The organism is Undibacterium sp. RTI2.2 (assembly GCF_035018705.1).
Taxonomy (GTDB): Bacteria; Pseudomonadota; Gammaproteobacteria; order Burkholderiales; family Burkholderiaceae_D; genus Undibacterium.
Genome location: NZ_JASJXN010000010.1, coordinates 25,721 through 41,076 on the forward strand (window position 1 = coordinate 25,721; position 15,356 = coordinate 41,076).

General features: G+C 48.2%; 13 protein-coding genes. 3 read left to right on the forward strand and 10 right to left on the reverse strand.

Annotation, left to right across the window (positions count from 1 at the left end; translation table 11 throughout):
• Nucleotides 1–92 precede the first annotated feature (92 nt).
• Both QN395_RS07390 and QN395_RS07395 read right to left on the reverse strand, forming a co-directional pair.
• The gene (locus QN395_RS07390) at nucleotides 93–1,214 is read right to left on the reverse strand and encodes a serine hydrolase (protein WP_322119600.1); all 1,122 of its coding nucleotides are present in this window, start codon (nucleotides 1,212–1,214) and stop codon (nucleotides 93–95) included.
• A gap of 50 nt (nucleotides 1,215–1,264) precedes the next feature.
• A complete protein-coding gene (locus QN395_RS07395; protein ID WP_322119599.1) occupies nucleotides 1,265–2,101 on the reverse strand; it encodes an AraC family transcriptional regulator in 837 nt (278 codons plus the stop codon).
• A 499-nt stretch (nucleotides 2,102–2,600) separates the two neighbouring features.
• On the opposite strand from QN395_RS07395, the gene QN395_RS07400 reads away from it, so the two are divergent.
• A complete protein-coding gene (locus tag QN395_RS07400) occupies nucleotides 2,601–3,308 on the forward strand; it encodes a TonB family protein (RefSeq protein ID WP_322119598.1) in 708 nt (235 codons plus the stop codon).
• A 225-nt stretch (nucleotides 3,309–3,533) separates the two neighbouring features.
• Here the strand turns inward: QN395_RS07400 and QN395_RS07405 are convergent, their stop codons facing one another.
• The 5 genes from QN395_RS07405 to QN395_RS07425 all read right to left on the reverse strand — a co-directional run bounded on the left by QN395_RS07405 (nucleotide 3,534) and on the right by QN395_RS07425 (nucleotide 10,109).
• Nucleotides 3,534–5,159 (reverse strand): eCIS core domain-containing protein, encoded by a 1,626-nt coding sequence (locus QN395_RS07405; RefSeq protein ID WP_322119597.1) that lies wholly within the window; start codon nucleotides 5,157–5,159, stop codon nucleotides 3,534–3,536.
• Nucleotides 5,160–5,391: 232 nt separating this feature from the next.
• Nucleotides 5,392–5,838, reverse strand: a complete 447-nt coding sequence (locus QN395_RS07410; RefSeq protein WP_322119596.1) for an REP-associated tyrosine transposase — start codon at nucleotides 5,836–5,838, stop codon at nucleotides 5,392–5,394.
• Between the two features lie 270 nt (nucleotides 5,839–6,108).
• Entirely contained in the window at nucleotides 6,109–7,095 is a 987-nt protein-coding gene (locus QN395_RS07415) for a ParA family protein (RefSeq protein ID WP_322119595.1), read from the reverse strand.
• The gene (locus tag QN395_RS07420) at nucleotides 7,092–8,276 is read right to left on the reverse strand and encodes an RNA-binding domain-containing protein (protein WP_322119594.1); all 1,185 of its coding nucleotides are present in this window, start codon (nucleotides 8,274–8,276) and stop codon (nucleotides 7,092–7,094) included. Before QN395_RS07420 ends, QN395_RS07415 begins: the two co-directional genes overlap by 4 nt.
• A 48-nt stretch (nucleotides 8,277–8,324) precedes the next feature.
• A complete protein-coding gene (locus QN395_RS07425; protein ID WP_322119593.1) occupies nucleotides 8,325–10,109 on the reverse strand; it encodes a glutamine--tRNA ligase/YqeY domain fusion protein in 1,785 nt (594 codons plus the stop codon).
• Nucleotides 10,110–10,415: 306 nt separating this feature from the next.
• Here QN395_RS07425 and QN395_RS07430 point away from each other — a divergent pair, with 306 nt between their 5' ends.
• Nucleotides 10,416–11,495: a DUF2157 domain-containing protein gene (locus QN395_RS07430; protein ID WP_322119592.1), complete on the forward strand. Its 1,080-nt coding sequence runs from the start codon at nucleotides 10,416–10,418 to the stop codon at nucleotides 11,493–11,495.
• Between the two features lie 164 nt (nucleotides 11,496–11,659).
• Nucleotides 11,660–12,427: a DUF1223 domain-containing protein gene (locus QN395_RS07435; protein WP_322119591.1), complete on the forward strand. Its 768-nt coding sequence runs from the start codon at nucleotides 11,660–11,662 to the stop codon at nucleotides 12,425–12,427.
• 61 nt (nucleotides 12,428–12,488) lie between these two features.
• Here QN395_RS07435 and QN395_RS07440 read toward each other — a convergent pair whose 3' ends face one another.
• Genes QN395_RS07440 through QN395_RS07450 form a run of 3 tightly spaced genes read right to left on the reverse strand, consistent with a single transcriptional unit; the run spans nucleotide 12,489 to nucleotide 15,092 of the window.
• Nucleotides 12,489–13,064 carry a GNAT family N-acetyltransferase gene (locus tag QN395_RS07440; RefSeq protein WP_322119590.1) on the reverse strand — a complete coding sequence of 192 codons (576 nt, stop codon included), beginning with the start codon at nucleotides 13,062–13,064 and terminating at the stop codon, nucleotides 12,489–12,491.
• Between the two features lie 8 nt (nucleotides 13,065–13,072).
• The gene (locus QN395_RS07445; RefSeq protein WP_322119589.1) at nucleotides 13,073–13,924 is read right to left on the reverse strand and encodes a LytTR family DNA-binding domain-containing protein; all 852 of its coding nucleotides are present in this window, start codon (nucleotides 13,922–13,924) and stop codon (nucleotides 13,073–13,075) included.
• A gap of 4 nt (nucleotides 13,925–13,928) precedes the next feature.
• Entirely contained in the window at nucleotides 13,929–15,092 is a 1,164-nt protein-coding gene (locus QN395_RS07450) for a sensor histidine kinase (RefSeq protein ID WP_322119588.1), read from the reverse strand.
• Nucleotides 15,093–15,356 lie beyond the last annotated feature (264 nt).

The window sequence follows — 15,356 nt, forward strand, 5'->3', positions numbered from 1 at the left end:
ACACGGCTACTTCTAACCATGATTTGTAGGCCAATAAACAGGAAGGTCAAATAGGCGCTTTTTTAAACTATAGCGCCTTGATGATTTGCACCCTACTCAACTGCCGTAACAATGAAGTCAGCAATTAACTTATCGGTGATTTGGTGTGGATTGCGTACACCATAGTTGGTCGTCGTCACCAGTGCTACCAACTCTAGATCAGGAAAAACCACGACCTTGTTTCCACCTGTTCCGGCCATTTGATATGCCTGATGTGTCACACCTTTGGCGCTATATGGGTACAACCAAAGTAGATAGCCATAATTACGTTGCTCATCCACCTCAGCATGCGGTGTGACGGACGCTTTTACCCACGCTGCCGGTAATATTTGCTGACCATGCCATGATCCGCCATTGGCTAGCAGTTGACCGAATTTAAGTAGATCGCGACTACGCAGACCTAAACCACCACCACCTTGTGCTAGACCTAGCGGCGAATATTGCCACTCCGTCTTAGTAATACCCAGGGGCGTAAATAAGGTTTTTTGCGCAAAATCGGCCAAAGGCATTTTGGTCGCGTTTTGAATAACTGCACCTAGTGTTGTCGAGCCCGCAGTGCAATAGCTAAATGCGCGGCCATAAGGCGAGGCTGAGGGTTTGGTGACCCATGCAGCAAAACCTTTGATCGGGAGGTCAAGGTAAAACTTCACCCAGTCTTCGATTAAATACATGCGCTCTTCATTGCCACGAGAAAATTGATTTTGATCATCGCATTCCATCATCGAGCTCATGGTCAACAAATCCTCAACCGTGATCTTGGCTTTGCGTGAATCAGGATTTTCAAGAGGCTCTTTGCGTTGAAGAAGCGGAAGTATGGGCGCGGAAACCGAGGCGATATGACCACGATCAATCGCCGCTCCCACCAGCATCCCAGTAATCGTCTTTGTCGCTGATCGGGTGTTGCGCAAAGCGTCAACGCCATCCGCATCATAATAAGACTCATAGACGAGCTGACCACGTCTGGCAATCAGAACACTAGTGATCTGCTGAAACGTGCCCTTTTTGATCGCCTCATCCATCGCTACTAGTTTTGCAGTATCCAATCCTTGCGACGCCGGTGCTTTGATCACCCAATCATTTTGCGTAGTCAGGGGATCTGACATTGCCTCACTTTTTAGCAGCAGAGCACCGAGAGAAATCATGAGGGCAACACTAAGACTATTTTTAACATTCATATCGAAACTCCGAAAAATAAGTGAACAAGCCCAAATCTTAACTACGTCGCTCAAACCGATCTTGGACATTTGAAACCATGATTGGACGAGCTGAGCTTCGCGAAATGCGTTGGCGTTAGACCCCACTGATGTAGGAACGCCCGGTTCAGATGGCTCTGGTCACAGAAGCCGGAGGCGAGCGCAATATCACACAATGCCTCATCGGTCGTCATCATCAATTGCGTGGCATGCTCTACCCGGCGCCGACGCAGATCAACGCCGGGAGTACATCCAATATGACGAAGATATTGTCGTGCCAGATACACCCTGTGCACACCGACAGCGTCAGCGATGTCGGCAATACCTAAATCCTCAGTCGACCTATCCGCGATCATCTCTTGCGCCCGCCGCAGCCATGGAGGTGGATTGGGCGACAAAGGGCTTTGTTTGTAAAAACTCGCTAATAGATTCAATGTAATCGTCTCTAAATCCAGTCGCGACGCGTCACTAGAAGCGGCCGCCTGTAGCAAGCCAAAAGCTTGTTTGACAGCGATGGGATCATCGTGGCGCATCGCAAAATCGGGGAGTTTGATGTGTTCAAGCAGCTCGCGAGAATCCTCGGGATTGAAGCTAATCGCAAAGAACCAGCCGCCGTCGCCAGCAAAACGATCTCGGTGAACGACATCCGGCGGATTGTAGACAAGCACAGGACCTGCTCGCTGGGTACCTGATGCGGATGTCACATAGCGGCCGCGCGTGGCCAACACAATATGTGCTCCAGTATGGCTATGTTCTTCCACATCATGCTCATGCACCGTGGCACGCAAGTGGCTCAATCCCAAACTTTTAAAACGTCGGTCAAACGCATTGGTGCCGTAATACTGACCTGAAGCAAATTGATCGATCATTCTGGACTCCTCAATTGGAACGGCGGGACTACGAATATGAATGTGACTTGTACAACCGAAAAGCAGGTACTAGTCTTAAAGTGACATAAGCCTATGCTTGACATTGATGTCGGAAAAACGTGTTCATTCAAGATTCGACACCCTAGTTGTGGTTGAACGAAATGCCCGAGTGTAGAAGCAAGAGAAACGACATTCAATCAAGATCAGATCAAACAGCAGTTTTGACGGACAAGCAGTATCAATTCGGCTTTAAGCAGAATTTGCTTTAATGGAGGAAGGTAGAATCGGGACAGTTCTCCGGCCTAACTTCGCTTACTCGGTATCGGAAAATTAGCGAAGGTCCAGTTTGTTATTCCATATGTTTGCGATGCAGTCACACAACTCAATACTGCTAGACCTAAGAACTGATTTCGGACTCACGCATTTCACTTATCTTGTCTAACAAAAGAGATATTAAACAGATTACAATTCCGCATCTTAATTTTTCATCAAGGTTCGTATGCGTAGTTTGATTAGTGCCGTATCGTTGTTGGTCTTAAACTCAATCCTGTGTCTGCCAGCGGCGGCAGAACAGCCGGTCGTTACAGATCAGACATCCGTGGCGGTGCCTGCTGCAACGGCCTCTGCTGCTGCAGTAGAGGCATCAGAGCCACCTAAAAATAACGACATTAAAGTTATCGAGATCGATAAGGTCTGTGCTATTCCTGCCTATCCCAAACCAGCTCTCCGCATCGGTATGCAAGGTAAAACCATCCTCAACCTGATGATCGACAATGCTGGCAAGATCAGCGCCTTCCAGCTAGAAAAAAGCAGCGGCTGGAAATTACTCGACGTCACCGTGATGAACGCAATCATTGGCTGTCAGGTGATACCCGCGGGTCGGTGGATACCGAGCGAACGTAAAATCGCTTACCTCTGGAAATTTGATAGCACTGATATCAGCCCAGCATTGATCGACCCAAAAAGCTGCAAACCATCAGAAAAACTTCGCGTCGCCCTCGATAAAGAAAATGGAGTCGGCATCGTCGTCGGTATGTCTATTTCCGACAAAGGTAAAGTACTCAATGCTCAAGTCCAGTGGGGCAGTGATGACGAGCAACTAGACCAAGAAAGTCTGCGCATCGCACGCTCATGTGAGTTTGTCCCAGCCGAGAGAGGTGGCAAACGCATCGCGGATGCACAAGCAATCAGGTTCGTTCAAAAGTAGTAGGCGAGGGCAGCTATACTTCCTCTTGAAGTATAGATTCGTGATTGCACGTCCAATCAAAATGCGGCTCGCGGCTCAAAAGTATGCGACAAGCCGCAAAGGCATTGCGCGCGAGTACCGCTCGCACCAAGGGGGAAACGCATGGCTTAAACTGAGAATAGCCAGTGAAGCGCCACGCGCACTGCGCTCGCTGATTTGATTGATTCTTTGTGTAAATACCTAGCTTTAGATAGACGCTATTGGAAGATACGCTTCAGTTGTCCAAGCTTCTTGGTTTGTTCCAAATGTATCATCAATTTTGAATCGCTCGTCAACCAGCATCAATGCCTCAAATGCTTGTTTGTAGATTGCTTTTTCTTGTGCTTTTACCCAGTCAGCGTCGTCGTGAGCACCACCCGCAATGGTAATTATTTCAGCGAGTACCGCATCTACAAACGGCCTTCCTAATTTTGTTGTGTTTTTACAAAATTCCAGCGTTTCTCTTATCTTCTCAATATTTTTTTGTTGAGAGCCATTAATTGGAGTCTTGTTGGTCCTGCGTTGTGCAATTGAGTTTAGTTTTGTTGCGACTTCCACTTTCTTAATGTCATCTGCGGCAATGTTCGGAATGCAATTTTTACATGCTTCAACCAAGCGATTCACACGGTCTATTTCTAATTGCGCTAGTGCCGGTCTAGACACATCTCTAAACGCTGGCTGATTGAACGGCACCTCATCCGATTGGATATACATTCTTGGCCCACCAATATAAAGCCCTTTTTTCGGTGCAGTTACACTCACCACCCTTCCTTTACTTTTGAGCGAATTTTGAAGTGAAGATGCAAAGGAACTTCCATTCTCCAGTGTTTTCCCTGTCTTACAACCAGCAATTCGTATTGAATAAAAAGTCCGCGGAAGCGTTTTTGGGATCAAGCCTAATGCAAAATCTTCTGGTGTCTGTTCATTTAAAGTAGCACCCGCACTATGGGCAATAAATGTTTCAACTTCTGGTGACTTAAGTTCTCCCTCAAAAGGCCAAGATACTACTTGTTGCCCATCATCAGCCGCTAGAATTTCAGCGCTACGGTTCACCTCTTCGTCGTCACCTAACATTTTGATCACTCTGCGTTGCAATATGGCGGAGGCAGGGCGATCTGTAAGCTGAACCCTATTTTTTTGATATTGGAAAGCCTTCGCTCCCATCACATCCGCCTCAGCCTCCAACCCAGCATCATCATTTACCGGAGTCCCAGCCTTCATCTGCATCGTCGGCTGCACGCGCCCCTGCGCTTGCTGTACTACATGCCAGGCTTCGTGTGGCAAATGCTGTTCCTGCCCTGGTGCCACATGAATCTCGCTACCCTGCGCATAGGCATGGGCGTTCAATTGTGCTGGTTGTGAAGAGTTATAGTGCACCTTGACATGATCCATGCTCATGCCAGACAGCGATTCAATGCCCGATTTAAGATGGTCGGGTAGACCTGTGTTATTCGGCTTTGGCGCTTCGGTTGCGTTGGTCGTCGCTTCACGCTGCACCGTTTCACCCTTCGTTTTGTGTTGCAGCGTTTCTTCCTCTTCCACACGTTGCACGGCAGGCGCATTCATCATCGCGCTCATGGTTTTGAGCTGCATCGAGCGCGCGCTGTTTTGTGCCATCTGTTGAAAAGAGTGGAGTTGTCGGCTTTGGGGACTGTTGTCGGCTACGTTTTGCACCTGGAGCTGCGCAGTGGTTTGCGCGCGTAAGTCGGTAAAGTCACTGTGGACAGCGTCCGCGCTGCTTTGCTGGTGTTGCGTTGCCAATTGGCTGGCACGCTGTTCAGTCGTCGGCCTCACGTTGGTTTTGGCTTGCTGCATCGGAGCGGCTGAACTCATGAATCACCTCGCACATTGGAAGTACCATCAGAATGAGTGATTATTTTAAACGAAAAAGTTATAAAAAAAGAAATGACATTAAAAAAATAAAATGCAGAGATAAAGTGCGCCATGCGCAACGATCTATCCCCAGCAAATACCTACTCCCAACATACCCAGCAACATCTGCACCAAATCCCCAATCCGGTGGCAACATCTCTTACGCCAGATAACGATGAAATGTCGGATGTGGTCAAACCGTCGCATCCGCAACCAGACCATGTTTCACCGGGTTAAAGTGAATATAATCGACATGCAGTGCAAAGTCGTTATCGTCACGGATTTGATGTTCCCAAAAGCGTCGTTGCCAGATGCCCGATTCTTTTCTTTGCGTTCGTGAGGCAGATAAATTATCCACGCCAAACTCATCGGCACAAGCTTGTGAGACCAACCGTTTGATCATCGACCAGCGAACAGAGAAGTCCGCATCACCTTGCGGCAGCGTCCAGATACAATGCAAATGATCTGGCAGAAGCACCCATGCATCAATCTCAAATGGATGTGTCAGGCGTGTTTTTTGAATCGCCAGGCGTAAGTCATCACGCAATGATTCGGTGGCCAAAATAGGTCGCCGACGAGAGCTATTTACGGTGAAAAAATATGTACCGCCAGCGATATTTGATCGTCGATAATTAGACATGAGAAATGCAGGAAAAATAAGATCACAGCGTGCCTTGAAGGCGATAACTCGTCAATTTCTGTGAAACGATTCCCCAGCAAAGACGAGCCTCGTGGCACAAAAACACGCCACAAGCCGCACAAACATTACGTAGGGTGCGCCATGCGCACCAATGATGGAAAAACGAACGGCGTAAAAAATGAGGATATTCGGTGAAACGGTGCGCATGACGCACCCATACGGAGGTATGCACGTTATGCTTGCTATCTTGGATCAGAGGTAGCTGTGTCTTTAGTTGACGACGATGTCGACACCTTTTCCAATTTTTCTTGCTAACGTTAGAAAATCAAGATAACAGTCATTGACAGCTTCCATATGTGCACCAATTGCTCCATCAGATGATTTTAGGAAAAATATCGGTTTATTCGCCTCCATTGCCATTGGCATTAGACTGCGGTAGTGTTTTAACTTCGCTAGACTAAATTTATCGTTTTCTATTGATGGCACAGAAGTTAAATCAATGTCGAGTACAGCGGATCTATAGATTGTAGGAATACGATCTAACCACCGTTGGTATGCTTTAACTGGGCGAGAATCGCGTATCCCATGTTGCATCACAATGTAGCCTGCTGGCGCCATCGATCCTTTCGGTATGAGTAAGTCTTTCGGTGCTTTTGGAACCAGCTCGCTCCAAGCACTTCGCCAATCTCTAAGCGTCGGTCCCAGATTCTTCAATCCCTGTAAAGAAAAGAGATCAGGTGCTAATGGAAGAATGACTTGATCGGATGCAATAATGGCGCTTCGGTTGATCGCACCTAGATTGGGGCCAACGTCTATCAATATTAATTCAGCATTAAACTCTTCAGAGGCGGCACTAATTAATCTATAAAACGCAGTCATAACTCGAAACGCAGCTTCATCACGATTATGGCATTTTGGCCAACTCTCAGACAATTTGTCTTCAAATCGAGACAGTGCTAGGTCACCAGGAATAAGGCCTAAGTTTTCGGCAATTTTCTCGATGTGAGGCTTTGCAATGTCACCTAATCCTCTTTGAATCGGTTCAATTGCGCCAAAAATAGTATCTGGATGCCCATTTTCTGGCCATATTTTTTCGAGCTTGGTTTCATTTAGAAACATCGCTGTTAAATTCGCTTGAGGGTCTAAATCTACGGCGATTGTGCGAATTCCTCGAGCTGCGAACATCCAAGAAAGGTGGTAAACCAATGAGGTTTTTCCAACTCCACCCTTATTATTAAAAAAAGCGATTGTTTTCATTCTGCCCTCTTCATTATTTTCACCAAGACAGTATGTTCATCAAATGTAAATTCTGCTTGTGGATTCCCATTGTCGGAAAGCAGCGCTTGAGCTCTTTGTACTCCATAACCGAATCTATTTACAAATCCGAGCGATTTCATAGCTTCTGCAATAATCGGGTTGCGGTAACTATTTCTATTTGGAAAATTTTCCGCGGTTACCTCTCCATACAGCCCGCCAGGGCTATGAATTTCAATATGATCGCTAAACACATAAAAACGTATCGGAGTATTGCTATCATAGTTGCGATGCATTACTGCATTCATTAGCAGTTCTTTAAGGGCAATCTCTGGATAGTTTGTAACTTGTTGCTCTTTTAAATTGGAGATATTCCTGAGAGATATTTTTATGATTGATTTAAGTCGCAAACTTAGTTCATGCATTACAGAAACAAGGTCGCCAGATATTTCAGCTTGTTGCTCAGGAATGTCGGTTAAGTTCGTGCCACTTAATTCTAAATATTGAATGTATGCACCGGGAAGAAAATATCTTGGATTTTTTCCGAACAACAGTACTCCGGCAAATGTAGAACATTCTCGATCCATGTCAAAAAGTCTTAGGGAGCTTAACTGAAGCTCAACAGGACGATGATTGGCTAAAATAGTTTCGGGATCAACGGTTTGTCTGCGGTATGTGTCAAATTGACCTAAAGCTAAATCACCAATTTTTGCTTCTACGCAAGGGCGAGCATCAAATGATCTGGCTAATGCAACTCTGCGCTCAGAAAGGATGCGTTCTTCCTGCTCATTTGCAATTGCCTTGCGTGGCCCAACTCTGATCCATACGCGTCCTTTATAGCGAACAGGAGGTAAATCTGACGGTTGCACCTCTACTACGGCAATATCGCCTTCATCAAAAGAAAATTTGGCGACCGTTAATGCTGGTTGAGGTAGTACGTTCCCATCAGATCTGATACCAGCAAGGTTCTTGAGTAATTCGTCGGTAACCTTTAAATTTGAAAAACTTCCATCATCTTTGGCGCCAATCAATAGATATCCTGCTTTTCTGTGATTTGGAAGATCATTTGCAAATGCACAGATAGCTTGGCAAAATTTTTCGTTATTGCTAATTGATTCTGTTCGCTCGATTCGATCCGACTCCATGTCAACAAGCAATAGTTGAAGCTCACTCTGAGATAGCATATGCGTCCTTATGAATAGTATTGACTTAGATAATAAGTCGCAGTTTTTTCACTTCCCCCAACCATCCTTCAAAGTAGTAACCCGATTAAACACCGGTTTGCCCACCACAGAATCCACGCGATCCGCCACAAAATACCCGTGACGTTCAAACTGCAAACGCGTATCTGGCGTCACGTCTTTCATGCCCGGCTCTACATAGGCTTTGACGACTTCTAGCGCGTTTGGGTTGAGTAATGCCATGAAATCTTTGCCGCCCGCATCTGGATTTGCATCGGTGAATAAGCGGTCGTATAAACGGACTTCGGCTTCTAATGCGTCGGCGGCACTGACCCAGTGGATGTTGCCTTTGACTTTGTAATTGGCGCTGCCTTCGGTGCCGGATTTGCTGTCGGCAAAGTAGTTGCAGTGGACGGCGATGATGTTGCCGTCGGCGTCTTTGTCTGCGCCTGTGCATTCGACTACATAGCCATAACGCAGACGTACCTTGTTACCCGGGAAGAGGCGGAAGTAGCCTTTTGTTGGGACTTCCATAAAGTCTTCTTGCTCGATCCAGAGTTCTTTGCTGATGGTGAATTCGCGGTTGCCGCGCTCTGGGTGGTGCGGGTGAACTGGTGCACTGCAGGCGATGTTTTCACTCATTTCTCCCACCATAGGGAAATTGTCGATGATGAGTTTCAGCGGGCGCAGTACGGCAGTGGCGCGTGGTGCTTTGGGGTCGAGGTCTTCGCGCAGGCAACCTTCTAGCGTGCTGTAGTCGATCCAGCCGTCGGAGCGGGTGACGCCGATACGTTCGCAAAACAGTTGCAGTGCTTCTGGTGTGTAGCCGCGACGGCGGATGCCGACGATGGTGGGCATGCGTGGGTCGTCCCACCCGCTGACGATGTTTTGTTCTACCAGTTGGCGTAGTTTGCGTTTGCTGGTGACGACATAGGTCAAATTGAGTCGTGCAAATTCGTATTGGCGTGGCACGGGTTGTTTGAAGAAACCGCCTTCGGCTGCGCGCTCGATAATCCAGTCGTAGAACGGGCGGTGATCCTGGAACTCTAAGGTGCAGATTGAGTGGGTGATGTTTTCAATCGCGTCTTCCAGCGGATGGGCGTAGTCGTACATCGGGTAGATGCACCATTTGTCGCCGGTACGGTGATGATGGGCGTGACGGATGCGGTAGATCGCGGGGTCGCGCATATTCATGTTGGGTGACGCCATGTCGATTTTGGCGCGCAGGATGTGTTCGCCGCCTTGGAATTCGCCAGCCTTCATACGGCGGAATAAATCCAGGGATTCTGCTGCTGTGCGGTCGCGGAAAGGCGAGTTGACGCCGGGCTTGGAGAAGTCACCGCGATTGGCTGCCATGTCGTCCGCAGATTGACTGTCGACGTAGGCGTGTCCGGCGTTGATCAGGTATTCGGCAATGGCGTAAAAGGTGTCGAAGTAATCGCTGGCGTAATACAAGTGACTACGGTGTTGGCTACCATCGCCTTGTTCAGGACTGTCGTTCCAGTCGAAGCCCAACCATTTGACACTGTCGATGATGGTGTCGACATATTCCTGATCTTCTTTTTCTGGATTGGTATCGTCAAAGCGCAGATGGCAACGGCCAGCGTAATCGCGTGCCAAGCCAAAGTTCAGGCAAATCGATTTGGCGTGGCCGATGTGCAGGTAGCCGTTGGGTTCTGGCGGGAAGCGGGTGATGACGTTGGGCAGACCGTCGCGGGTGTAATGGCCGTCGGCAAGATCGCGGTCAATAATGCCGCGCAAAAAGTTGGATACCGGGGCAGGTGCGTTTGCATCGTGTTTTGCTGCGGGAGTGGTGTTTTTATCGTTATTGCTCATGGTGCCAATCGTTTCAAAAAATAATGTGATGACAAGCATTTTACCGCAGCGTAACAAGAAGCCCGCGCAAGTTAATACTTAATTATTTGTCGCACACGAGCAGCGCTTTTTCTCCATAAACTATCTGAAGGATGTCAGGCGGAAACAGATGCACATTTTTGTTGATGAAAGATTAATATTCTCGACTTGAGGTATCGGCTGGTGATACTTTAAGAACATCTGCCACAGCGATAGCAAAAACGCATTTAATACCAGAGGGCAAATGCACGCTGGTGCAGAGAAATAATCAGTCGGGAGGACAAGAACATGGGCAAATTAGTTGAGCGTAGCGCCTTGATGGAGGCGGCAGATCTGGGCTTATTGCATTACGGGCAGGTCGAGCCTTTGATGCGGTTTTTAGAAACCCGGGCGATGAAAACCGGTACGGCACGGTTTAGCGGGACGATGGTTTTATATTATTTGGGCGGCATGCTGGCGATTGCGGCGTGCTCCTTATTCAGCACCTTGGCGGTGGAGCGCTGGGGCATGCCGGTGCTGCTGGCGCTGAGTATTGGCTACTTTGTCTTTGCGGTAGCCGTTGCTACCTGGCTGGATAAGCGCGGGCAGGGCGTGTTGGCGGGTATTTTTGCGACACTGGCGATTGCTCTGGTGCCTCTGATGGTATTCGCGTTGCAGCATGTCACCGGGTTTTGGGAAGATAGCGCTAATGCTGAGCATTATCGGGATTTTCATCAATGGATAGACTGGCACTGGCTGGTGATGGAGTTGGTGACACTGTTGATCGGTGCGCTGATGTTGTGGCGCTTTAAGTACAGCTTTTTGGTGATGCCGGTTGCGGTGACCTTGTTTTATATGGGGATGGATGTGGTACCGGCCTTGCTGATGCATGGTGATATGGGCGATATATTTGGCGGTGACTGGCATGTGCGGCAGCAGATTTCGCTGGTATTTGGGCTGTTGATGCTGGTGTTGGCGCTGGTAGTGGATTTTCGCTCGCTGCGCGGTGTGGACTATTCGTTCTGGCTGTATCTATTTGGCTTGCTGACATTTTGGGGTGCATTGTCGTCGATGGGTAATGGTGCTTTGTCTGGCAAGCTGATTTATCTGGCGATTAATGGGGGCTTGATTTTTGTCGGTGCAGTATTGGGTCGCCGGGTGTTTGCTGTTTTTGGCGGTATTGGTATCGCGATGGTGTTGGGAGATTTGTCCTGGCATTTGTTCAAAGACAGTTTTGCGTTTGTTGCTGTATTGACTTTGTTAGGTTTTGCGCTGATTGCATCGGGTGTGTGGTGGAGCCGGCATCGTGTACGTTTAACCGCGCAACTCTCCAGCAAATTGCCGACGGCAATGCAATCTAAACTGGCAATGCGCGGCTTATCTACCTGAATAGGTCCTAATATTAATAAGATCGATGTAAGGAAACACTACCTCCTTAGACTAAGACATATAGTCGCAGTATAAATAGGGATATGAATATAGGACTTGGACAGCGCCAGATGGAGGGCGGTGTCCAAGTCCTTATTAAGGTTCCTGATTTTTAAGGAGGTGGTATGAAACGTTTATTCTCAGTATGGCCGTTGGTACTGGTTGCAGGGATCGTCCAGCCAGCGTTGGCGCAAACATGTACCAAAAGCAGCCCAGCGCACACGGTCGCTTTGCTGGAGTTGTACACCTCCGAGGGCTGCAATAGTTGTCCGCCAGCCGATAAGTTTGTCAGTAGTGTCTACAAAACGACCGGCTTAACATCCGACCAGGTATTGCCCTTATCGCTGCATGTGGATTATTGGGATTACATCGGCTGGAAAGATACCTTCTCCAATCCTATTTTTACGCAGCGTCAGCGCTGGCTGGCGGAGCTGGCGTCCACTCGCACGGTGTACACGCCCGAGGTGTTTGTTGCGGGCAAAGAGTTGCGCAACTGGAGTAATGGCGTGGCGGATGCAGTCAAGCGCATTAATCAAAAACCTGCCCAAGCGGATATTCGCCTGACTTTGGATGGCGTGACAGATCGTCAGCTCAACGTGAGTATGACCAGCAATACGGCGCAAACGGGCAAACTCTATTTTGCCTTGGTTGAAAGCGGCTTGGTCTCGCATGTCAAAGCAGGAGAAAACAGTGGTGTCACGCTACAGCATGATTATGTCGTGCGGCAGTGGGGCGATCCCGTTCGTCTGACGGGCGGCAGCAATACGACGATGCGCCAGATCAGCTTCCCTGCGAATGCTGTACGCAAGAATCTGGCAGTGGCAGCTTTTGTGCAATCGGATAAAGGTGAGGTGTTGCAGGCGCTGTCGTTGCCGATTTGTTCGGGTTTATAGAAGGCGCTTTAATGCACCTTCTACCCAAACGCATCAGCTGTAGAAAGTCTTGATTAAACCTTTATGTTTCGCTTGCAGCCCGCAGCATTTCTACATGTTCAATATCATCTTCCAGATAGATGTCTGAGACGGTGACAAAGCCAAAGCTGCCATAAAATTTTTCCAAATACGCTTGTGCGCCGATGCGGATAGGCTGATTGGGGTAGCGTTGTTCTAACTGCGCGATGCCCTCGGTGATGAGTGCTTTGCCGCTGCCGCTACCGCGAAATTCTTTTGTTGTGATCACACGGCCGATGGATGCTTCTGCAAACTTGAGACCCGGCGGAACGATGCGCAGATAGGCCGCGACTCTGATCTTGCTTTGCGTAGAGGCGTGTTCCGTCGCTTCTTCTATGACTGTTCCAACCACGTGCAGACAATCCTGATCTGCGTCATCCATATCTGGGAACACGCAGTTTTGTTCCACGACAAATACCTCGCTGCGTGCACGCAAAATGGCATACAACAGCGCGGGTGATAAGTCATCAAACGCCAGACATTGCCATTGCACCGCAGCGCTGATGGGTTGAGTATTGTGAGACGCTGGCACTGAGTGCGATTCAGAAGTTGATTGCGAAGTCGATTGAAGAGCGGTCATAGATAAAATTACATTTGTCTGAAAAGATGGGCATACACACGGCTGACCGCCAGCTTCTCATCCCGGTCGATGAGCTTGAGCGAGAGCTTGCCAGATTCATCCCGATGCGCCGAATGGATGCACTGGCTGTTGACCACCGTGCTGCGATGGATTTGCCAGAACTGGTTACTGTCGAGCTGTGGCAATAACTCTCTGAGGCTAACACGGATTAGTGAAGAATGTTCTGCTGTCACGACGTTGATGTACTTGTCAGTTGCTTCAAAATATAGCACATCATCAATGCGTATCATACGGGTCTGATTACCGACCGCAGCGCGTATGATCGTTAGTTTTTCGGTCGTCTTTGCATCACCGCTAGCGACACCGGCTTGATTAACTCCAGCTTGATTTGCATAGCCAAGAGTGCCAACGCCAGGCATCAGATTGCGCAATTGCGCGACTACCCGTTCTAATTCTCCTGAACGCTCTTGACCGTCGTCTAAACGTGTTTGTAATCGTTTGACAGTTTTGCTCAAACGTTCTTCGCTGACTGGTTTCAATACATAATCGGATGCTGCATGTTCAAATGCGTCTATCGCATAATCGTCATAGGCTGTGACGAAGACAATCAACGGGAAAGGTTTGTCATCAGTCCATTCTTCGGCCAGTTCTTGTGCGACTTCCAACCCGGTTTTCCCTGGCATTTTGATATCTAAAAAAAGAATGTCTGGTAGCTGTGCCAGTGCTTCTTGTACTGCGGCCACACCGTTTTCTACCACGCCGCAAATGCGTAGCTCTGGCCAGAGTTTTTCCAGATGCTTTATTAGCGTAAGTGACAATATCGTTTCATCTTCTGCGATGAGCGCGCGTAGTTGTGCCATATATTTATCCTTGTAGCGGAATAGTCAGGTGCGCAATTGCACCTTCTGGTTGATTGGGGCTGAGTGTCAGGCTGGCGCTGGCGCCATACAATGCAAACAAGCGGTCGCGTATATTCTCGTTGCCGACATGTTGGATGTTGCCGTCCACGCTGTCATTCTGAAGCTCATTGACTTGGGCTTGAATTGCGATGGGGTCTTTGTAGTTGGATGGCAAGCCCATGCCTGTATCGATTACTTTTAAATGCAAAACATGGTTGTCCATCGTGGCAGAGACATGGATATGACCACCTTCCATTTTCGGTTCGACGCCATGTTTGATCGCGTTCTCGACCAGAGGTTGTAACAACATCGGCGCGATCTGCAAGGACTGCAACTCTTTCGGTAAATCGATCTGATACGTGAGGCGCTTGCCCATACGTATCGCTAATAATTCTAGGTAGGCATGCATCAAAGCAAACTCTTGTTTGAGCGTAGTTTTATCGGTGCGGGAAGAGCTGAGACTGGCACGCAGATATAGAATTAATTGCTCCAGCATGTATTGGGCGCGTTCGGTATCGATAGCGATTAAGCCCTGTAAATTCGCCAGCGTGTTGAAGAGCATATGCGGCTCGATCTGCGCTTGCAGCAATTGCAGTTTGGCCTGGATTGCCTGCCGTTCGATGGCGGCATGCCGGGCTTTCTCTTTTTCTGCCTCTGCTTTAAATTCTGCCAGCTTGCTTTGGTTCCAGAAAAATACACCTGAAATCAGACTGAAAAAAACAGACATGATGACCATCGCGCGGTCACTGCGAGTAATAAATCCACCTAGGTTGGGTATTGGAATGCCGTAGATCAGCATACTGATCGTGACGCCGATATAGTACCCGACCGGCGCCGCTGCTGCGCAGACCAATAAAAAGGCTAGGCGATTGGGTTTATTCGTCCTCCAGATGAGCCAGCGCAAGCCATCAATCAATATCGAGATGCAGGTGCCGATGATGATCGAAAAAACCCAGATCGTCTGGAATGGCGCATTGATACTGACGACATAAGTCAGGAAAACTGCGATCAGCGTATTGACAAGTATTAAGATCGCGACCGACCTGAGTAAGTTGATTTTGTGCCCAGCTCTGGGGAAGATCAATGTCAGCATATGAAAAGGAAGGAATTTTTTTCGAATGTCTATCATACGTTGCTTAGTTAGCTTCCCTTTAGTTTTCCTTTAGTTTTGCTTTACTTTTACTAAAGAGATTTATTGCACCAATACTATTTGCGAATGACAGCCATGATCAGCGGAGTCGTCTTATTGTGCGACAGGAAAGCGACGAAAGCACACGATCTGGTCGCCAATCAGCGCTGAACCGCCGCGAAATGACCCGCCAAAATTGCGTATGCGGTAATAGAAAATTCCTACACCAGAATATTTTGCTGATATATTTATCGGCCTTGTTGG